14 protein-coding genes are annotated in these 14,990 nt (G+C 61.6%); 5 read left to right on the top strand and 9 right to left on the bottom strand.

All coding sequences use genetic code 11. The features are described from left to right. Nucleotides 1-12 precede the first annotated feature (12 nt). Together ETR14_RS26295 and ETR14_RS26290 are read left to right on the top strand one after the other, a co-directional pair. Nucleotides 13-678, top strand: a complete 666-nt coding sequence (locus tag ETR14_RS26295; protein WP_129392582.1) for an exonuclease domain-containing protein — start codon at nucleotides 13-15, stop codon at nucleotides 676-678. Further along, entirely contained in the window at nucleotides 678-1,682 is a 1,005-nt protein-coding gene (locus tag ETR14_RS26290) for a nucleotide kinase domain-containing protein (RefSeq protein ID WP_129392580.1), read from the top strand. The genes ETR14_RS26295 and ETR14_RS26290 overlap by 1 nt, the downstream gene beginning before the upstream one ends. Before the next feature lie 4 nt (nucleotides 1,683-1,686). On the opposite strand, the gene ETR14_RS26285 is transcribed toward ETR14_RS26290, so the two are convergent. Next, a complete protein-coding gene (locus ETR14_RS26285) occupies nucleotides 1,687-2,223 on the bottom strand; it encodes a hypothetical protein (RefSeq protein ID WP_129392576.1) in 537 nt (178 codons plus the stop codon). Nucleotides 2,224-2,400: 177 nt separating this feature from the next. Between ETR14_RS26285 and ETR14_RS26280 the strand changes: the two genes are divergently transcribed. The 3 genes from ETR14_RS26280 to ETR14_RS26270 all read left to right on the top strand — a co-directional run bounded on the left by ETR14_RS26280 (nucleotide 2,401) and on the right by ETR14_RS26270 (nucleotide 7,586). Further along, the gene (locus tag ETR14_RS26280) at nucleotides 2,401-5,925 is read left to right on the top strand and encodes a DNA polymerase III subunit alpha (protein WP_129392573.1); all 3,525 of its coding nucleotides are present in this window, start codon (nucleotides 2,401-2,403) and stop codon (nucleotides 5,923-5,925) included. A 54-nt stretch (nucleotides 5,926-5,979) separates the two neighbouring features. Beyond that, nucleotides 5,980-6,714, top strand: a complete 735-nt coding sequence (locus tag ETR14_RS26275; protein WP_129392570.1) for a hypothetical protein — start codon at nucleotides 5,980-5,982, stop codon at nucleotides 6,712-6,714. Between the two features lie 128 nt (nucleotides 6,715-6,842). Then, the gene (locus ETR14_RS26270) at nucleotides 6,843-7,586 is read left to right on the top strand and encodes a DsbA family protein (protein WP_129392567.1); all 744 of its coding nucleotides are present in this window, start codon (nucleotides 6,843-6,845) and stop codon (nucleotides 7,584-7,586) included. Between the two features lie 170 nt (nucleotides 7,587-7,756). Here ETR14_RS26270 and ETR14_RS26265 read toward each other — a convergent pair whose 3' ends face one another. From ETR14_RS26265 to ETR14_RS26230, 8 genes are all read right to left on the bottom strand, one after another. Then, nucleotides 7,757-8,944 (bottom strand): type II secretion system F family protein, encoded by a 1,188-nt coding sequence (locus ETR14_RS26265; RefSeq protein ID WP_129392564.1) that lies wholly within the window; start codon nucleotides 8,942-8,944, stop codon nucleotides 7,757-7,759. Continuing rightward, entirely contained in the window at nucleotides 8,944-9,363 is a 420-nt protein-coding gene (locus ETR14_RS26260; RefSeq protein ID WP_129392561.1) for a hypothetical protein, read from the bottom strand. Before ETR14_RS26260 ends, ETR14_RS26265 begins: the two co-directional genes overlap by 1 nt. A gap of 15 nt (nucleotides 9,364-9,378) precedes the next feature. After that, nucleotides 9,379-11,274 (bottom strand): GspE/PulE family protein, encoded by a 1,896-nt coding sequence (locus ETR14_RS26255; protein ID WP_129392558.1) that lies wholly within the window; start codon nucleotides 11,272-11,274, stop codon nucleotides 9,379-9,381. A 108-nt stretch (nucleotides 11,275-11,382) separates the two neighbouring features. Continuing rightward, entirely contained in the window at nucleotides 11,383-13,020 is a 1,638-nt protein-coding gene (locus ETR14_RS26250; RefSeq protein WP_129392555.1) for a hypothetical protein, read from the bottom strand. Nucleotides 13,021-13,024: 4 nt separating this feature from the next. Continuing rightward, nucleotides 13,025-13,474: a hypothetical protein gene (locus ETR14_RS26245; RefSeq protein ID WP_129392553.1), complete on the bottom strand. Its 450-nt coding sequence runs from the start codon at nucleotides 13,472-13,474 to the stop codon at nucleotides 13,025-13,027. 3 nt (nucleotides 13,475-13,477) lie between these two features. After that, complete coding sequence (locus ETR14_RS26240) at nucleotides 13,478-13,717, bottom strand: hypothetical protein (protein ID WP_129392550.1); 240 nt, start codon at nucleotides 13,715-13,717, stop codon at nucleotides 13,478-13,480. Nucleotides 13,718-13,800: 83 nt separating this feature from the next. Continuing rightward, the gene (locus tag ETR14_RS26235; RefSeq protein WP_129392547.1) at nucleotides 13,801-14,352 is read right to left on the bottom strand and encodes a hypothetical protein; all 552 of its coding nucleotides are present in this window, start codon (nucleotides 14,350-14,352) and stop codon (nucleotides 13,801-13,803) included. Between the two features lie 25 nt (nucleotides 14,353-14,377). After that, entirely contained in the window at nucleotides 14,378-14,875 is a 498-nt protein-coding gene (locus ETR14_RS26230) for a hypothetical protein (RefSeq protein WP_129392544.1), read from the bottom strand. Between the last annotated feature and the right edge of the window lie 115 nt (nucleotides 14,876-14,990).

The raw sequence follows: 14,990 nt of genomic DNA, 5'->3' as shown, positions 1-14,990 counted from the left end.
CTAGGACCTGACATGCCCCGCCTTTACGCCTACGACTCCGAAACGACCGGCCTCCACGTCGTGGATGGGGACAGGATCATCGAAGTGGCGCTCGTAGAGATCACGCGCAGCCCGAACCCCCGGTCTTTCCATTCCTACGTCAATCCGGACGGCCGACAGGTTCATCCTGAGGCGCTGGCAGTCCACGGTATCACCGACGAGATGGTTGCAGACGCGCCGACGTTCGAGGACGTGCTCGAGCAGATGCTGGACTTCATAGGAGACGACGAGCCGGAGATCATCATTCATAACGCCGCATTCGACGTCCCCTTCCTCGAAACCGGCTGCGCAGAGATCAACCGCGCCTGGCCGGACTTCAAGATCATCGACACACTGAAGCTCGCCGCGCGCCACTTCCCCGGACGTCGGCATTCGCTCGACGCCCTGTGCGGTCACTTCAGAATCGACCTGACCTCCAGAACGAAGCACGGCGCGCTCGTCGACGCATCGCTGCTCGCGCAGGTTTATCTCGCCTGGTTCGGCCAGGGCGGCCTCGACCTCACGGCCCAGTCGGTTACGCAGGTCGCCGAGGACATCTCAAACCTCGGTGCCCTCAACACCGTCCTCGTCAACAACCCCAACGGGCTGGTTTCCACCTTCCCCGCCTGGGCGCCTTTCCTCGCACCTGCCGCGGCCTGATGAACCCCCAGCTTGAGCCTACCGTCGTTCTAGACAGCTATTGGCGTTTCGCGGCCGAGCGACACGCCATGTACCTTCGACGGTTGGAAGATCCGATCGGCCCATGGACCGACGATCCAGTCCTGCGGGCTCACCGCTTCACGAACACTTACCGCGCGGCGGACCGGGTGAGCCAATACCTCATCCGCGAGGTCATCTACGCCGATCACAGGTCGGTCGACCCGACCGATACAATCTTCAGGATTCTCCTGTTCAAGATCTTCAACAAGGTCGACACATGGGAGATGATTGAACACGCCTTCGGCCCCATCTCGTGGCAAGCTTTCGACGCAGCCGCGGTGGACGATCTACTAACCAGGGCGCTCGATCGCGGCGCGACGATCTACTCCGCAGCCTATATCATGCCCTCGCCGGATCTTGGACACGCCCGCAAGCACAGCAACCACATCCGGCTTCTTAGCCGCATGATGGAGGACGGCATCGCCGCTCGGATCGCCCGCTGCGGCAGCCTTCGCGAAGTGTACGAGCTCCTCCGCGGCCAGCCGAGCCTTGGGCCGTTCCTCGCGTTCCAATTCGCGATTGACATCAACTACTCCGACGCCATCAGCTTCTCGGAGGAGGAGTTCGTTGTCCCCGGGCCGGGAGCATTGGACGGCATCTCCAAATGCTTCAGCTCGATTGGTAAGCTATCCCCAACCGACGTGATCATGGAGACGACGGCTGTTCAAGAAAGAGAGTTCGAGCGTCTCGGTCTCTCATTTTCTGGCCTGTTTGGTCGCCGCCTCAAGTTGATCGACGTCCAGAATTGCTACTGCGAGGTCTCCAAGTACGCTCGCGTCAAACATCCAGAGTTCCCCGGGATCGCCGGTCGTACGCGGATCAAGCAGAGCTACGGACAGCCGCAGCAAGCCCTTTCTCAGCCCTTCTTTCCTCCCCGCTGGGCGTTGCAAGTGCCAGTCTACAAACCAGCACCCCAACTGTCTGCGCAGGGCTTGCTATTCTAACGCCTCACTCATCGCCGCGCAGGTCGAGCCACCGCTCCTTCGTCATCAAGGCATCCCCAAAAGCAACCAGTACCGTCCGCTCGGCGACAAGCCTTTCGCGCCCTCTGCAGGGATATTCTTCTCCCAGAAACCAGACGCCTTTCCCGTCGGTGCTTCCATGAAGCCGCAGGATTACGTCCAGCTTACGCATGTAAGCCTCGCGATTGGCCAGCACATTCTCGACCAGGCTCTCCAGAAACTCCCGATGGCGCCGCGCCTCGTCCAATAAGCCGCACCGAACGTCTTCCGTTTGTGCGGCCGCCACATGAACGACCAAAGCGGTCAGCTGTCCATCCAGGCGCTCCCAAACTGCCGCAAGGCTCATTCCGGGCGGTAGCGGCTCTGGGGCGCCGATCGGCTCCAGGGGCCTCTCATCACCTGCGCCGGCCATCAGCTCGGATGCCGTAGTTCCAGGCGACGTCGGGACAACGCCAGCACCCACCGCCCCGGTGGGTACCGTGGCCGCGCTGAGCGCGAGAACTGCGGCTAAGAAACGCTTCATCGTTGCCCCCAGAATGCTCCGGGAACCTACCGATGCGCAAAGCGGATGCAAGGCGGAAGAAGGGAAACTCGCTGTGGGGCACCTCCCACGCCTGAAGGTGTCTAAATTGAGAGGGAGCGCCTTCGGCGGGGGCAGTTCCGTGTTTGACGCTGTGCGTTCCGCTTTTGAGAGTAAGAAATGACGCTTCCGGCCGATGCCCTTCCCGCGATCAATCTGCGCGGGCGTTCCTCCTACTCGATCATGCAATCCGCGCTCGTCGCGAAGAAGATGCCGAGCTATGCGGTCAAGGAGAGCCAACCCGCGCTCGGTCTTATCGATCACCGCAGCCTCGCCGGAGCCCTGGAGTTCGCCTCCGCTGCGCGAAAGGAAGGTGTCCAGCCCATCGTAGGCTGCGACTTCGATGCCGAGGCTGGCCGCATCACGCTCATCGCTGAGACGGCGCAGGGCTGGGCAAATCTCTTGGCCTTATCGCGTCGCCAAGCGGCGTCCGAAGCACTTGCGATCGACGACGATGACCTCGAGGCCCACTCCGAGGGCCTGATCCTGCTGACCGGAGCGCCAGGCTCAGCTCTCCTCAACATGGTCGACCACGACAAGTCGGTGGCGAACAACTGGCTCAAGCGGATGATGCCGTTGTTTCAGGATCGCTTGTATCTGGAGATCTCGCGAACGACCGGCCGCCGAGCCTCGGAAGCCGTGCTCGATCGGATCTCGCGCGCCTACAGCCTCCCTCTGGTCGGGACCTCACCCGCCGCCTACGGCTCGCCCAAAGACTACGAGCTGCTCGAGCTGCTCCGCGCAATCGACCACAAGAAGCTGATCGACGACGCAAACCTGGTCCGGCCCGAAAACGGCCAGCATTTCAAAAGCAGCGCCGAGCTCGTCGCCCTCTTTGCCGACGCCCCACAGGTCCTTGAGAATGCCGCGCGACTCGCACTCCGCTGCAGCGCGGACGCGGCACCGCAATCCCAGAAGCCGATGCTACCCCGCTTCCCGGATGCCCAGGGGCGCGAAGACGAGATGCTCCGCCAACTTGCGGCGGCCGGCTACGAGACGCGCATCGCGAACATTCCGGAGGAGGCTAAAGCCGAGTACCGCGCACGCCTCGCCTCGGAGCTCGACATCATCTGCAAACAGGGCTTCGCCGGCTACTTCCTGATCGTCGCCGACTTTATCGGCTGGTCCAAACGCAAAGGCATTCCAGTCGGCCCCGGCCGCGGCTCGGGCGCTGGCAGCGCCGTCGCATGGGCAATGGGGATCACCGACCTCGATCCGATACGCTGGGGCCTCCTGTTTGAACGCTTCATCAACCCCGAACGCGTCAGCCTGCCCGACTTCGACGTCGACTTCTGCCAGAGCCGCAGAGACGAGACGATCCAGTATGTTCGAGAGAAGTACGGCGAGGACCGCGTCGTCGCGATCGGCACCCACGGCTCCTGGAAATCGCGCTCGGCCTTCGGGGACGCCGCTCGTTGTCTTGGCATCTCGGCAGGCGCCACGCATGCCGCCTCGCAATACCTGCCCGGAAACGCCCCCTACTCGCTCGCTGAGACCGATCCTGAGTCTCCGAGCTATCTCTCACCTGAGGTCCGAGCTTTCTTCAAGAAAGATCCAAACCTCGACCGCGCACTGAAGCTGGGCGAAGCGCTGCAAGGCTTCGTTCGACAGCACGGCCGCCACGCCGCCGGCATCATCATCGCGGATCCCGTCGTGGGAGAGGTCGTGCCCGTTATGCGCGATCCCGGCGTTGGCGATGATCTCGTCACTCAATTCGACATGAAGGGTGTCGAGGATTCCGGCTTGGTCAAATTCGACTTCCTGGGCCTGAAAACCTCCACCATCATCAAAGCCGCAGTCGAGCATGTCCGTGCCTCGAATGCCGAGCACGCTGATCTCGATATCCTGGACATTCCGTTCGACGACGACGGGATTTTCGAGATGCTGAATGCGGGCTACTGCCACGGCATCTTTCAGCTCGAATCCGAGGGCATGGTCAAGGCCTTGAAGCAAGTCAGGCCCACATGCTTCGAGGACCTCATCGCCATCATCTCGCTTTACCGGCCGGGTCCGATGGACAACATCCCGACCTATGCCGCTCGAAAAGCGGGGTTGGAGCCCCTCCAGCTTCCCCATCCAGCCCTCGCCAGCCTGCTAAGCGAGACCCAGGGCATTCCGGTCTACCAAGAGCAGATCATGCAGATGGCCCAGATTCTCGCCGGCTATACGCTCGGCGGCGCCGACATGCTTCGCCGAGCGATGGGCAAGAAGATCCAAGCGGAGATGGACGCGCAGCGCGAGACGTTCATCGAGGGCTGCATCGTCTCGCACGTCTCTGTGAAGACTCACGATGGCAAAGTGCTGCGCATCCCGTCGAACAGGAAGCTGAAGCGAGCCGACGGCGGCGACGCCCTCACCGCTCAGGCAGCCAAGGATGCCGGCGCCGCGGTGATCATATCGATCGAGCCTGTCACGATCGTCGAGATCCACGAGCATCGCACACTCGGCATCAGTCGCGAGCGCGCGATCCAGTTTTTCGACACCATCGACAAGTTCGCCGGCTACGGCTTCAATAAGTCTCACGCAGCAGCGTACGCTCTCCTCTGCTGGCAGTCAGCTTGGCTGAAGCTGCATCACCCCGCTGCATTCTATGCAGCCGCGCTTACCTACAACGCCGAAGATTTCGACAAGCTGCGCAAGCTGGTTCGCGAAGCCCGCGAACGTGGCATCGAGCTGCTCCCCCCATCCCTCGAGAAGTCCGGCGTTGCATTTCAGCCGGACGTCACAGCTGACGGCCAGCCAGCCGTCCGATGGGGTCTCGGCGCCGTGAAAGGCTTGGGCGGCTACGCCGCTCCCCTATCAGCCGCCACCCACGGCCGGGGCATCAAGTCTATCGAGGATTTGGCGAAGGCGCTGGCACCTCATGGGAACGCGTCACAGCAGGCCAAAGCTCTCGCGGCCGCGGGCGTGCTCGACGTCTTCAACAAGAACCGCCAGGCTGCCGCTGAGCATCTTGTCGCATGCCTCAAATTCGAGTGCGGCCAATCTGGGCAGAGCCTACTCTTCGATCTCGTTGCGCCCGCTTGCCCGAAGGTCGACGACCTCTCCCGAGATGAGAAGCGAGCCGCTGAGATCGACGCGATCGGCATCTCATTCGACGAGCATCCCCTCGCGAACGCCTGGTCTGACCTCCGCCGCCACGCCGGCGTCGCACTCGGCAAAATCGACGAGTTCGTCGGTTGCGGAGCGATCACGGTGCTCGTTCGCGTTGAAAGCTCCTCGAAATCGGCACGGGGAGCGTCCACGTTCGCCAAGATTTCGGACGCATCGGCGGAGATCGAGTGCGTGATCGACCAGGACTTCGCCGCGACTGCGGCCGCCACCCTCGTCGACAACGGCGAGATCATCGTCGCGGACATCGCCAAGAAGCCCAACGAGGGCCGGTGGCGCATGGTCCAGGCCAAGCCCTTCCGCAAAGCGGAAACGCCGCAGCGTATCCGCCTCGACATCAAGGCAAGCCATAACTGGGAGGACCTGCGACGCGTCCTCACCTCCGCCGGCCGCGGTCAGGACCGTTTAGACATCATGATCGACCTCGGGGAGAAGAAGGCCCGCAAGGTCCTGCCCGCGTGCTTCAATCTCACCCCCGACGTTCAGGCCGCCATCGCACAACATCCTGACGTGCTGGAGATGAAAGTTCTCTGATCGAGCTTTCCCGAGAAAACTTCCTCGGCCATAATAGGTGCCAAGGGGATCTTCATGTCCGATCAAACGGTATCCGTCGCGGCGGTTGTCCGCACCTGTCGATCGTATGCGCAGTCGTACCGCGACGACGCTCACGCGCACCTATCCGCGAACCCCGCCCTCAGCGTAGAGCTGGAGGCCAAAGCCCAAGCAGCAGAGGAGCTTGCCTCGGAGTTCGAGACCACGCTCCTTTCAGCCACTGCCCACGATCTTGGCACATCGCTGGACGCCCTTGCACGCCAGATTGACCCGGACGCCTTCGCCGGTTTCGATAGCATGATCCAGCGTCTGCGCGCCGAGGGGAATGACGAGGTCCACGCCATCAAATTGGCGCGCGCTGCCTACGACACCGCCATGGACAACGCTCGCGCCGAAGCCGCGAACAGCCTCGCTGACGACCTCGACATCCCCGACGGCGGGGAGGACGCGTATGGACGGGGGTTTCTCGATGCATGCCTTTGGCACGAGGATCGTGCTCAGGAGCTTGACGCCCTGGAGGCTCAGGCGCTTTTGGTGCCCGAGAAGCTCAAGTTTCACCAACGCGCTCAGCGCCATCGGCTCTACGCAAAGGTCATGCGCGAGCATCTGACGGAGAAGCTCGAGCACGATCGTCAAGCAGCTCGCGCGAAGCACCCGCATTCCGATCGCTATCCGGGGATCTCTGCGACAGAGCCGGCGATCCCACTCGCGGTGCAAGCGGCCTTCCTGAAGCGTCGATCTGACTTCATCTCCGAAGACGCTACTGATTGAGCGCCGACGCGGCGGTTCCCGTCTATGAGGAAGAATGCCTGTACGAGCTCGGCCGCTCGCCAGGATGTTTAAAAGAAAATCCAGATGTGTCTGGTACAGCTCTCGCACAGCACCAAGAGGAACAACGCATGACCCATGCCCTTCGTCGCTCGATTGTCGTCGCCTCCGCAGCCGCAATTATCGGGCTCGCCGGCACTCACGCCAGCGCGATCGCCGCCAACGCCGCCCAGCCAACCATCTCGGTCGAGCAGATCCGAAAGATCCTCGAGGAGAACCCCGAGATCGTCATCAACGCGCTAAACAAGCACCAACAGATGCAGAACCAGGCGCGGGAGCAACAGCTCGCCGCTGCGGCCGGTCCGATCGCAAAATCCATCATCGCCGGCGATGACCAGGTGGGCTTCGTTGGCGCTCCTACCGGTAAGCCGGTGATCGAGTTCTTCGACTACAATTGCGGCTTCTGCAAACGATTCCACTCGGAGACGGTCGGTAAGCTGGTCGCCGACGGCAACGTGAAGGTCCTTCTCGTTCACTCGCCGATCCTCGGCCCGGGCTCCGAGCGCCTCGCGGAACTGTCGGCCGCCGCACATCTGCAGGGCAAGTTCGGCGCGGCCCACGATTTCCTCATCCACCATAGCGCCAAGGATGTCGCAGAAGCGGACAAGCTCATTCCGGATCTGGTGGCTGCGGCGAAGCTCGACAAAGCCAAGTTCGATCGTGCGCTGGCCGATGGCTCTGCCAAGAAGCAGGTCGCCTACAACTCGGACCTCTCCAAGCAGGCCAAGGTGTCCGGCACCCCCATGGTCTACGCCAACGGTCGCGCGATCCCTGGGGCGATCCCGTACGAAACCCTAAAGACCATCCTCCAGTAAAAGGCGGTTCGAGTTTACACGCAAAAAGGGGCGCCTCTCGGCGCCCCTTTTTTTTGTTCTCTTAGAAGGGACCGGGGCGGAGGCATCTTCCCTCGGTGCTCTTCTAGGAGTATTGTGCTCCGACTCGATTAGATTGTTCGATCATAGATCCTCTATCGAGTCCGTAAGTATCAGAATCCGCTGGCGTCTTGCATCAACGCACCAAACAGCTCGCTGAACGGAACTATCGAATACAAGCCTGTAATCGCGTAGACGAGAATCATCGACAATCCGCCGATGGCTCCCATGATCGGCTGCATCAATTCCAGCCTGCGTACGTAGATCGCCTTGTTCTGGTCGGCGACCTCTTCCAAGATCTCTCCCAGCCGCTCCTTATCCGTCGCCATCGACAAAGCCGCCTTGTCCGTCGGGTGGACGGTGCGGAAATCCGCCGCCCAAGGCTGACCGGTTTTCACGTTCTGCAGCGCACGCGTGAGATCGTCCTTCAGCGCGCCTTTTCGGGTGTCGGAGAGCGTTGTCTCCAGCGACTCCTCCAGCGTAACGCCAGCCTTCACCATGAGACTGAAGCGGTACAAAGAAACGAAATTGTCCCGCGTGAAGATGATGTCCTTCAGGAACGGCAAGCGCATGACGACCGCGTCGGAGAAGTGCGGGAAAATGCGCTGGCCCACCGTGATGAGGAAGAACAGGAACATTCCGAACATCATGAAGAGCATCGTCAACGCAGCTGTCGCGTACGCGACCATGTCGAGCCAGCCCCACTCGATCGGCGTCTTTGTAAGCGTGAAGAGCTGCGAGGATTTAAGGTAGGGCGTCAGCCATAGCGGACATGCGAAGAGGCTGATGGTCGCCACGACGACCCAGAAGCCAGCCTGATAGATGCCCTTCGCACCCTTCGTCGACGCTCCAAGGATCTGCCGCTCGAATTCAGCCGCTTTCTTGAGAGACGCCGCGGCGCCGCCTGTTCCTTGCGCGCCGGCTTTGACGAGCAGTCCCACTGCGCCAGGGAAGTTGCGCTTGTCTTCATACATCAGGTCGGAGATCTGACGCCCTGCCGCGACGCCAGCTTCAAGCGATGCAGCTGCCTTGCCGATCCGGCCGCCGTGACTCTGCCGCAGGATCTGAAGACCGGTGGTAAGCGGCACCTTGGCGATGTTCATCGTCGCGAGCTGGTGCAGGAAGATGTAGCGCTCTGCAGCCGACAAGCCGCCGCCCTGCCGCTCTTTGATCTCGAGCGGGCTTGTGATGACGACGCCCTGACGCTGCGCGATGAATCGCGCTTCGGACGGCGATTTTGCGACAACCGGGATCTTTTTGATCGTCGTGTTGTCACGAACTGTAACCGCAAACGTCGGCATTAGCTTATCCTAACCGTTACCGAGACGTACGTCCCCGACGGGGCGCCGTTCGTGTCGCAATCTCCACCGTAGAGCGCTCCGGGTCGCTGATCGCGGACCCGCTGGAAAGCTTCCTCCCTCCAGCCGCGACGCTCGGTCCGAGCACAGACGTATCCGTACCCGGCACCAGTTCCGTAGAAGTAGGAGATGTCTCCACCATCCTCCCCGCTGATCCGGGCCGGCAAAACTTCACCGGCAGTCGGAACCCGCCCAAGGTCCTCCCGAGTCATTGCCAGGTAGATTAGCTGCCGCTCCAACGTTCGCCCGACCACCGTAGACACCTTGGCCCGCTGCGCGGCGTAGAAGCTCGAGTATGCGCCGAACGACATCATCGCCAGCGTCATCATCAGGGTCAGCAACGAGACGATGATGTTTCCCATCCGGTCCTCTACGCGCTATTCAGCGGACCAGGAGGCGGCACCGATTTCCGCCTCCTCGCCAGACAGATCATCATCATCGTCATCGTCCACGGGGCCGCGTGCGATCCTCGCAAGCGCGATGCGCCTTTGACGCTCCTTCTCCTCGCCCGAGAGGGTCTCCATCGAGGCAACAGCCAGCTTGTCCGCAACGATATGCCGCTTGGCGCGCTCTTCGGTCCAAACGGCGCGGAGCACCTCTGACTTCTCTGCCCACGGCTCCATACCAGTGGAGAAGGTCCGGTAGATCTCCGCGCCGTCCGTCACCTTGTTGAGCAGTTTGAGCTCGATATCCTTCCAGAGCGGTTCCCAGTACCAGTCGGCCTCGTCGGAAGACATCATCAAGGCGACGTCAGATGGGCGGCGCACGCGGGCGATCTCCGAGATGACCGTGCGGCCTGCGTAGCCTTCGCCGAAACACTCGACGCAGCGCGCTCCGTCACACGTCGGGCAGATCGTCCGAACGAGGTACTGGACGAGCACGCCACGCAGGAGCATCTCGCAGTCCTCGATTGGCACTCCGAGCCCCTTCAAACGCTGCATTGCCATCGCAACACCTTCGGCGTGGATGGTGGCAAGCACCAAATGCCCCGTCTCGGCTGCCTGGATCGCCTTCGCGGCGGTCATCGGGTCGCGGATTTCGCCGACGATGATGACATCGGGATCGCCTCGCATGAACGCCCTGATGGCCCGCGGATAATCGAGGCCGACCTGATCATTCAGCTGGACGTGCGTGACGCCGGGAATTCGATACTCGACCGGGTCCTCGATCGTGTAGACCGCCTTCTCCATGCGCGGCATCTCTCGAACCGTCGCGTTGAGAGTGGTCGTTTTGCCGGACCCCGTTGCACCAACGATCAGGACCAGCCCGTTTCGATGCTCGTTGATCATCCGCCACTCGTCGACACGAGTGATTCCGAGCGCGGTCAGCGGCATCTGCGCCCGGCGCGGATCGAGCACGCGCATGATGATTTGCTCTTTGCCGGCAGTCGGGATCGTCGCGACGCGGACGTCGAACGGTCGGCCTCGGACAACTGTCGAAAACGACCCGTCTTGCGGCACGCGGGTTTCGAGCGGATCGACGCTCGCGCGATCCTTCACCATAGCACAGACGCGGTGATACTGATCGAGCTTCCACTTATGGACGAGCATCCGCTTGCCGTGAATACGCAGGTAGACCTCGTAAACCGCCTTCTCGGGATGAATATGGATGTCCGAGGCACCGTTCGCCGCCGCGCGATCGAGAAGGATGTCGAGCACTTCCGCATCCTCGGTCCCTTTCGGGATGATCGAATCGGCGTAGAGATCGGTCCCGAGGTCGACCTTCCCTTCTCCCGGCTCCGAGATGCGCTCTATTCCCTGCTCAAATTCTTCCCACCGCTGGTACGAGAACGGGACCTCGTGGATCTCGCGATCATCGTAGGGCGCCAGGGCCTGGCGAACGAGCGAGATGCTAGAGAGCGACGAGAGCATCAGCTTCGTGTCGGTTTGAGCGTGAACGACGATCTTGAGCTCGCGTATCACCTTCTTCGGTAGACTGACGTCGAAGTCCAGAGTCTGCGCCAGCCGGCCTGTGTCCGTGTTCTCGATTGCAGCAACGATCTTCTCGCGCGGGACGGCACCCGTTTCGCCCAGGACCTGCGACACGGGCACATTGCGGGCGCGAGACTCCATGATCGCCGAGCGGGCAGCGCCAACCTCTAGAAGGTTTTTCTCAACCAAGAAGCTCGGCACGTCGGCCGCGCCGGCTGACTCGGAAGGTGGTTTGGGTCGATCTCCCAACGCCCGGCTCAGCAGTTGCTGTCTTGCGAGCGCGCCTTCATGGATAGACAGGCTGCCTTTGCGGCCACCGCCGCGCCGAATGAAACTGAACATTTTTCCCTCACCGCAGCCGCAGCCGCCTTCTCTTGATGACGCTACAGGGACTTTTCCCCGCCTGAAAGCATTAATCCAGAAATCTTCCTCGGCGGGGAGCGTTTCCTCCTAGTTCAGGCAGGTCCAGGATGACGTATTCGTACTGCGCCGAGCGCCGCGCCGAGCGTTGTTCGCTTGCGCGGCGGCGTAAGCCTGCACTTCCGGTCCCGTTGCTGGAGTTGAGACCGCGGGCAGCGCGTCGTCTGCTCGGACAGCGCTGGAGGCTCCAACCGAGTCACCGAAGAGGATTCCAGCCCAGCAAGCACCCGAGGATCGCATTTGGGTGCCAGATCCAGAAACCGAGAGCGCACCGGAGTCCACCACTGGATTGACAACTGCCCCGTTGATTGAGCCATTCGACATCTCGAAGATCGACCCGTTCATCAGCGAAATTCCAACCGGAGCAGAGCCAGCGAACGAGATCACGTTTCCGCTCAGCGTCGCCTTGCTCTTTTGCACGAACAGCCCCGGATTCACCGCAGCCGTGTAATTGATCGTGTTGTTCTTCAAGTTGGTTTCGGCGCCGTCATACAGCAGAACTGGCCCTGCAGCCCTGAGGATAGATCCCGAGAGCGTCAGCCGCCCGTTCTGCGCGATCATGATGCCGAGGGTCGTCCCGATGGTGATATCTGCACCCTGCGCCTCGATCGATCCGCCGTTGAAAAGCGTCAAACCGTAGGTGGCGCCGCTGTTGAATACGTTCGTTCCAAACAGAGTGATCAGCGCGTGATCACCGCGGATCGATCCAGCCGTGATGTTTCGCGCTACGACTTCCCCGTTGTACGAGCGGATCAAGGCGTACTGGTCGAAACCGACGCCGTCGAGGGTGAGCCGTCCAGAGATGTTCATCCAGCCCTGAGCGGTTGACCGGAAGACCGATAACGTAGGTCCTGCGCCCCGTATGGTAAGGTCTGAGCGGTCGGCGAACCCATCGGTGGTCACCGAGCCGGGGTTGAAGTCATAATTGCCAGCCGCAGCCTGTATGGTCATCGCGAGAGGACGCCTCGATTGATAATAGTCGAGAGCAGTCTGGAAATCTGCCGGATCAGATGCAGAGGCGCCAGAGCCGGAGGCCCCCGGCGCAACGAAAAACACCAGTTTGCGAGAGTTCACCGTACGCGCTTCGTCGACACCGCCGTCGCGAACGATCGGGCGAACGATCGCGTCTGGCGCCTGAAACCTGCGCGAGCCCGGGTCGTAGACCACTTCGTTGCAACTCGGCGTCGCTGAGAGCTTCGTCCGCGGCGCCAGCACATAGCCAAGCAGATTCGGCATGGCCGCCAATCCGGCGTAACCAGGGCGCCCGCCGGTCACGTATGCCCTCCCGGAGAGGGTCGTGGTCGCTATTCCGTAACTTGTGCCATTAGCGTTCGAGATGGTAACCGCAGCGCCGGTGCCGGTTGCCGATCCGAATGGACAGTAGACGAAGCGTTGACCGAAAGGCGTCACCGCCGTTGGCGCGAGATCGGCCGGCAACCCGTACCCCTGCCCCGCAGGGTTGGCAGCACCCGCAGGCAGGAAAATGGCGCCCGTACCGTCCGCAGCGGCTGCGCGCACGAGGATGGCGTTCACGACACTATCCAAACGCCTGACCGTTTCAACCCGGCCCGCAGCGTCAGTCGTGACCGAAATCGTCTGAGCGGAACTCACCGCGATGTAGCCCAACAGGCCAAGCGTCGCGATGGCAATGACAAACCAAGCTACCATGATCCTACCTCAAACAGCACGGGTCGCGCGGCGACAGCACGCCGCCGGGCGCGTTCGACCCGTCACATTTTAGAATGTTGTTGGGCGTCGGCATCTTCGCCTTGGCGCGGGCGATTGCACAAATTTTGTTGGCCCTAGCGAGGTCGCCGGGTACGTCACGAAGCAGCGCGCGCCCCTGCAGCGTCCAGGTCGAGTCCGCCAGCGAGCCGTTCTTCATGTACTTCTCGCTTACGAGGATCTCTATCGGCTCTCGTCCGGCTTCGATCGGCGCCTTGCCCTTCTCGCTGGCATACTGCTGCGCCGCCCTCGAGATTTGCCCGACGTCGTTGAGGTAGCTCATGGCCTCAACCTCGACCTTCCCTTCCTGGAACTGATCCCCGAAGTAGATGGCGCTCGCGAGGGCGAGGCTGATCGCGAGGATCACCCCAATTAGACCGATGATGACGTTCGACACAGATTATCTCGTGGTCTTGATCGTAAGGCCTTTGCGGCCGATGGCCTTCGCCAACTTGTCGAACGGCTCATACCACGACGTGAATGCGCAGAACGCCGCCGATGCGTACCAGAACCACCAGCCAGTGTAGAGCGCTGCCGCAAAGAAAGCCGCCGCGAAGCCGGCATCCGCCAGCTTCACGCCCCTGCTCACTTTCTTGATGCTCACGCCGTCGGCAAGCGACTTCCTGGACTTCGACGCCATCGCGTTTCCCCGCATGGGTTTCTGGAATAATTCTGGATACGCGAGATCGGGCGAGGCCGCAACGAGAGTTTCGTGTGGATCTTTTAGAGGCGGGTATAGACCACATAGTCATGGGACGCTGCAGCGCCGCTTACCCCAACATCGTGCATCCGGAAGCAGCCGCTTTCTCTCACGACAACGGGACGAACATCGCTGCCAAACACCGTGGGGATCTCGTCGACACCGGGTTTGCCCTGCGCCTGGAAATTCACAGCTTCACAGACCGCCCGAGCCTCCTCAGTTCTCCCGATGCTCAGGAAGACCAGGTCGGCATAGTAGCCTGTGCTTTCGAGATCTCCCGAGAAGAGCAGCTGGAACGGATAGCCGCCACGGTCGATGAACGGATTGACCGGTACCGCCTTGAGATAGCCACTCTCGCGCAATGACGCGATTGGCGTGCGGGCTACCAAGGCGGCGCCATTCTCAACCTGTCGCATCGATGCCACGGAGACGATCTGGGTCGCAGCCTGGCGCAGCTCGAGCGCGCGCTGCTTGTTCTGCATCTCATCAACATCCGGGCCGGCATAGTGGAACGTCGCCACGGCGATCCCGATCAGCGGGTTCGCGCCTATGAAGCCCGTCACCAAGTTCGACATCGACGATCCCTCCAGCCGCCTCTACTCACAGCCTCGCATAGGCGATGTAATCACCTGCCAGAAGGTTAGGGCTCATGGTGGTAGAAATCCCTACGCAGCCGATCTGGTAGCTCATAGCGCCGGCCGGCGCGGGTACCGGGCCGCCGGTCTGCCTGCTGATCTCATCACATATCTTGCTTGCTCTGAGCCCAGCCAGCTTCAACGCGACAAAATGGGCCACGCCCGTTGTATCGCCTGTTGCGTTCAGAGCCATTGGCGCCGGGCCGCCGAAGGGATTGCGAGGTGCTTCAGGGAGATAGTCGGGATTCAGGGAACTTAGATCCGTCCCGCTCTGGAAGACGGAACTCTTCTCCAGGTCCCGCACACGGATGGCGTTGGCGGCGCTGCTCACCGCCTCGATCGCAAGCTGCGCGTCGCCCTGATTGTGGGTTTGCGTCACGCGCGGTCCGAAGTAGGTGGCAGAGGCCAGCGCGAGGCCGATCACCATCATTGCCCCGATGATCCCGATGATCACGTTTGACATCGTTTTCTCCTACAAAAAAGCGGGAGCCTCTCGGCCCCCGCTTTCTTCACCTTGGCAAGCTCAAGCCGACCCAGAGCAGCGGTGGGCCGACCCGTGTCGGATCGGCCCATTTGCC

The sequence above is a fragment of the Sphingosinicella sp. BN140058 genome (assembly GCF_004135585.1).
In the GTDB taxonomy this organism is placed as follows: Bacteria; Pseudomonadota; Alphaproteobacteria; order Sphingomonadales; family Sphingomonadaceae; genus Allosphingosinicella.
Note: the sequence above shows the minus strand (reverse complement) of the source record. Positions and strands in the feature narration are given on the sequence as shown.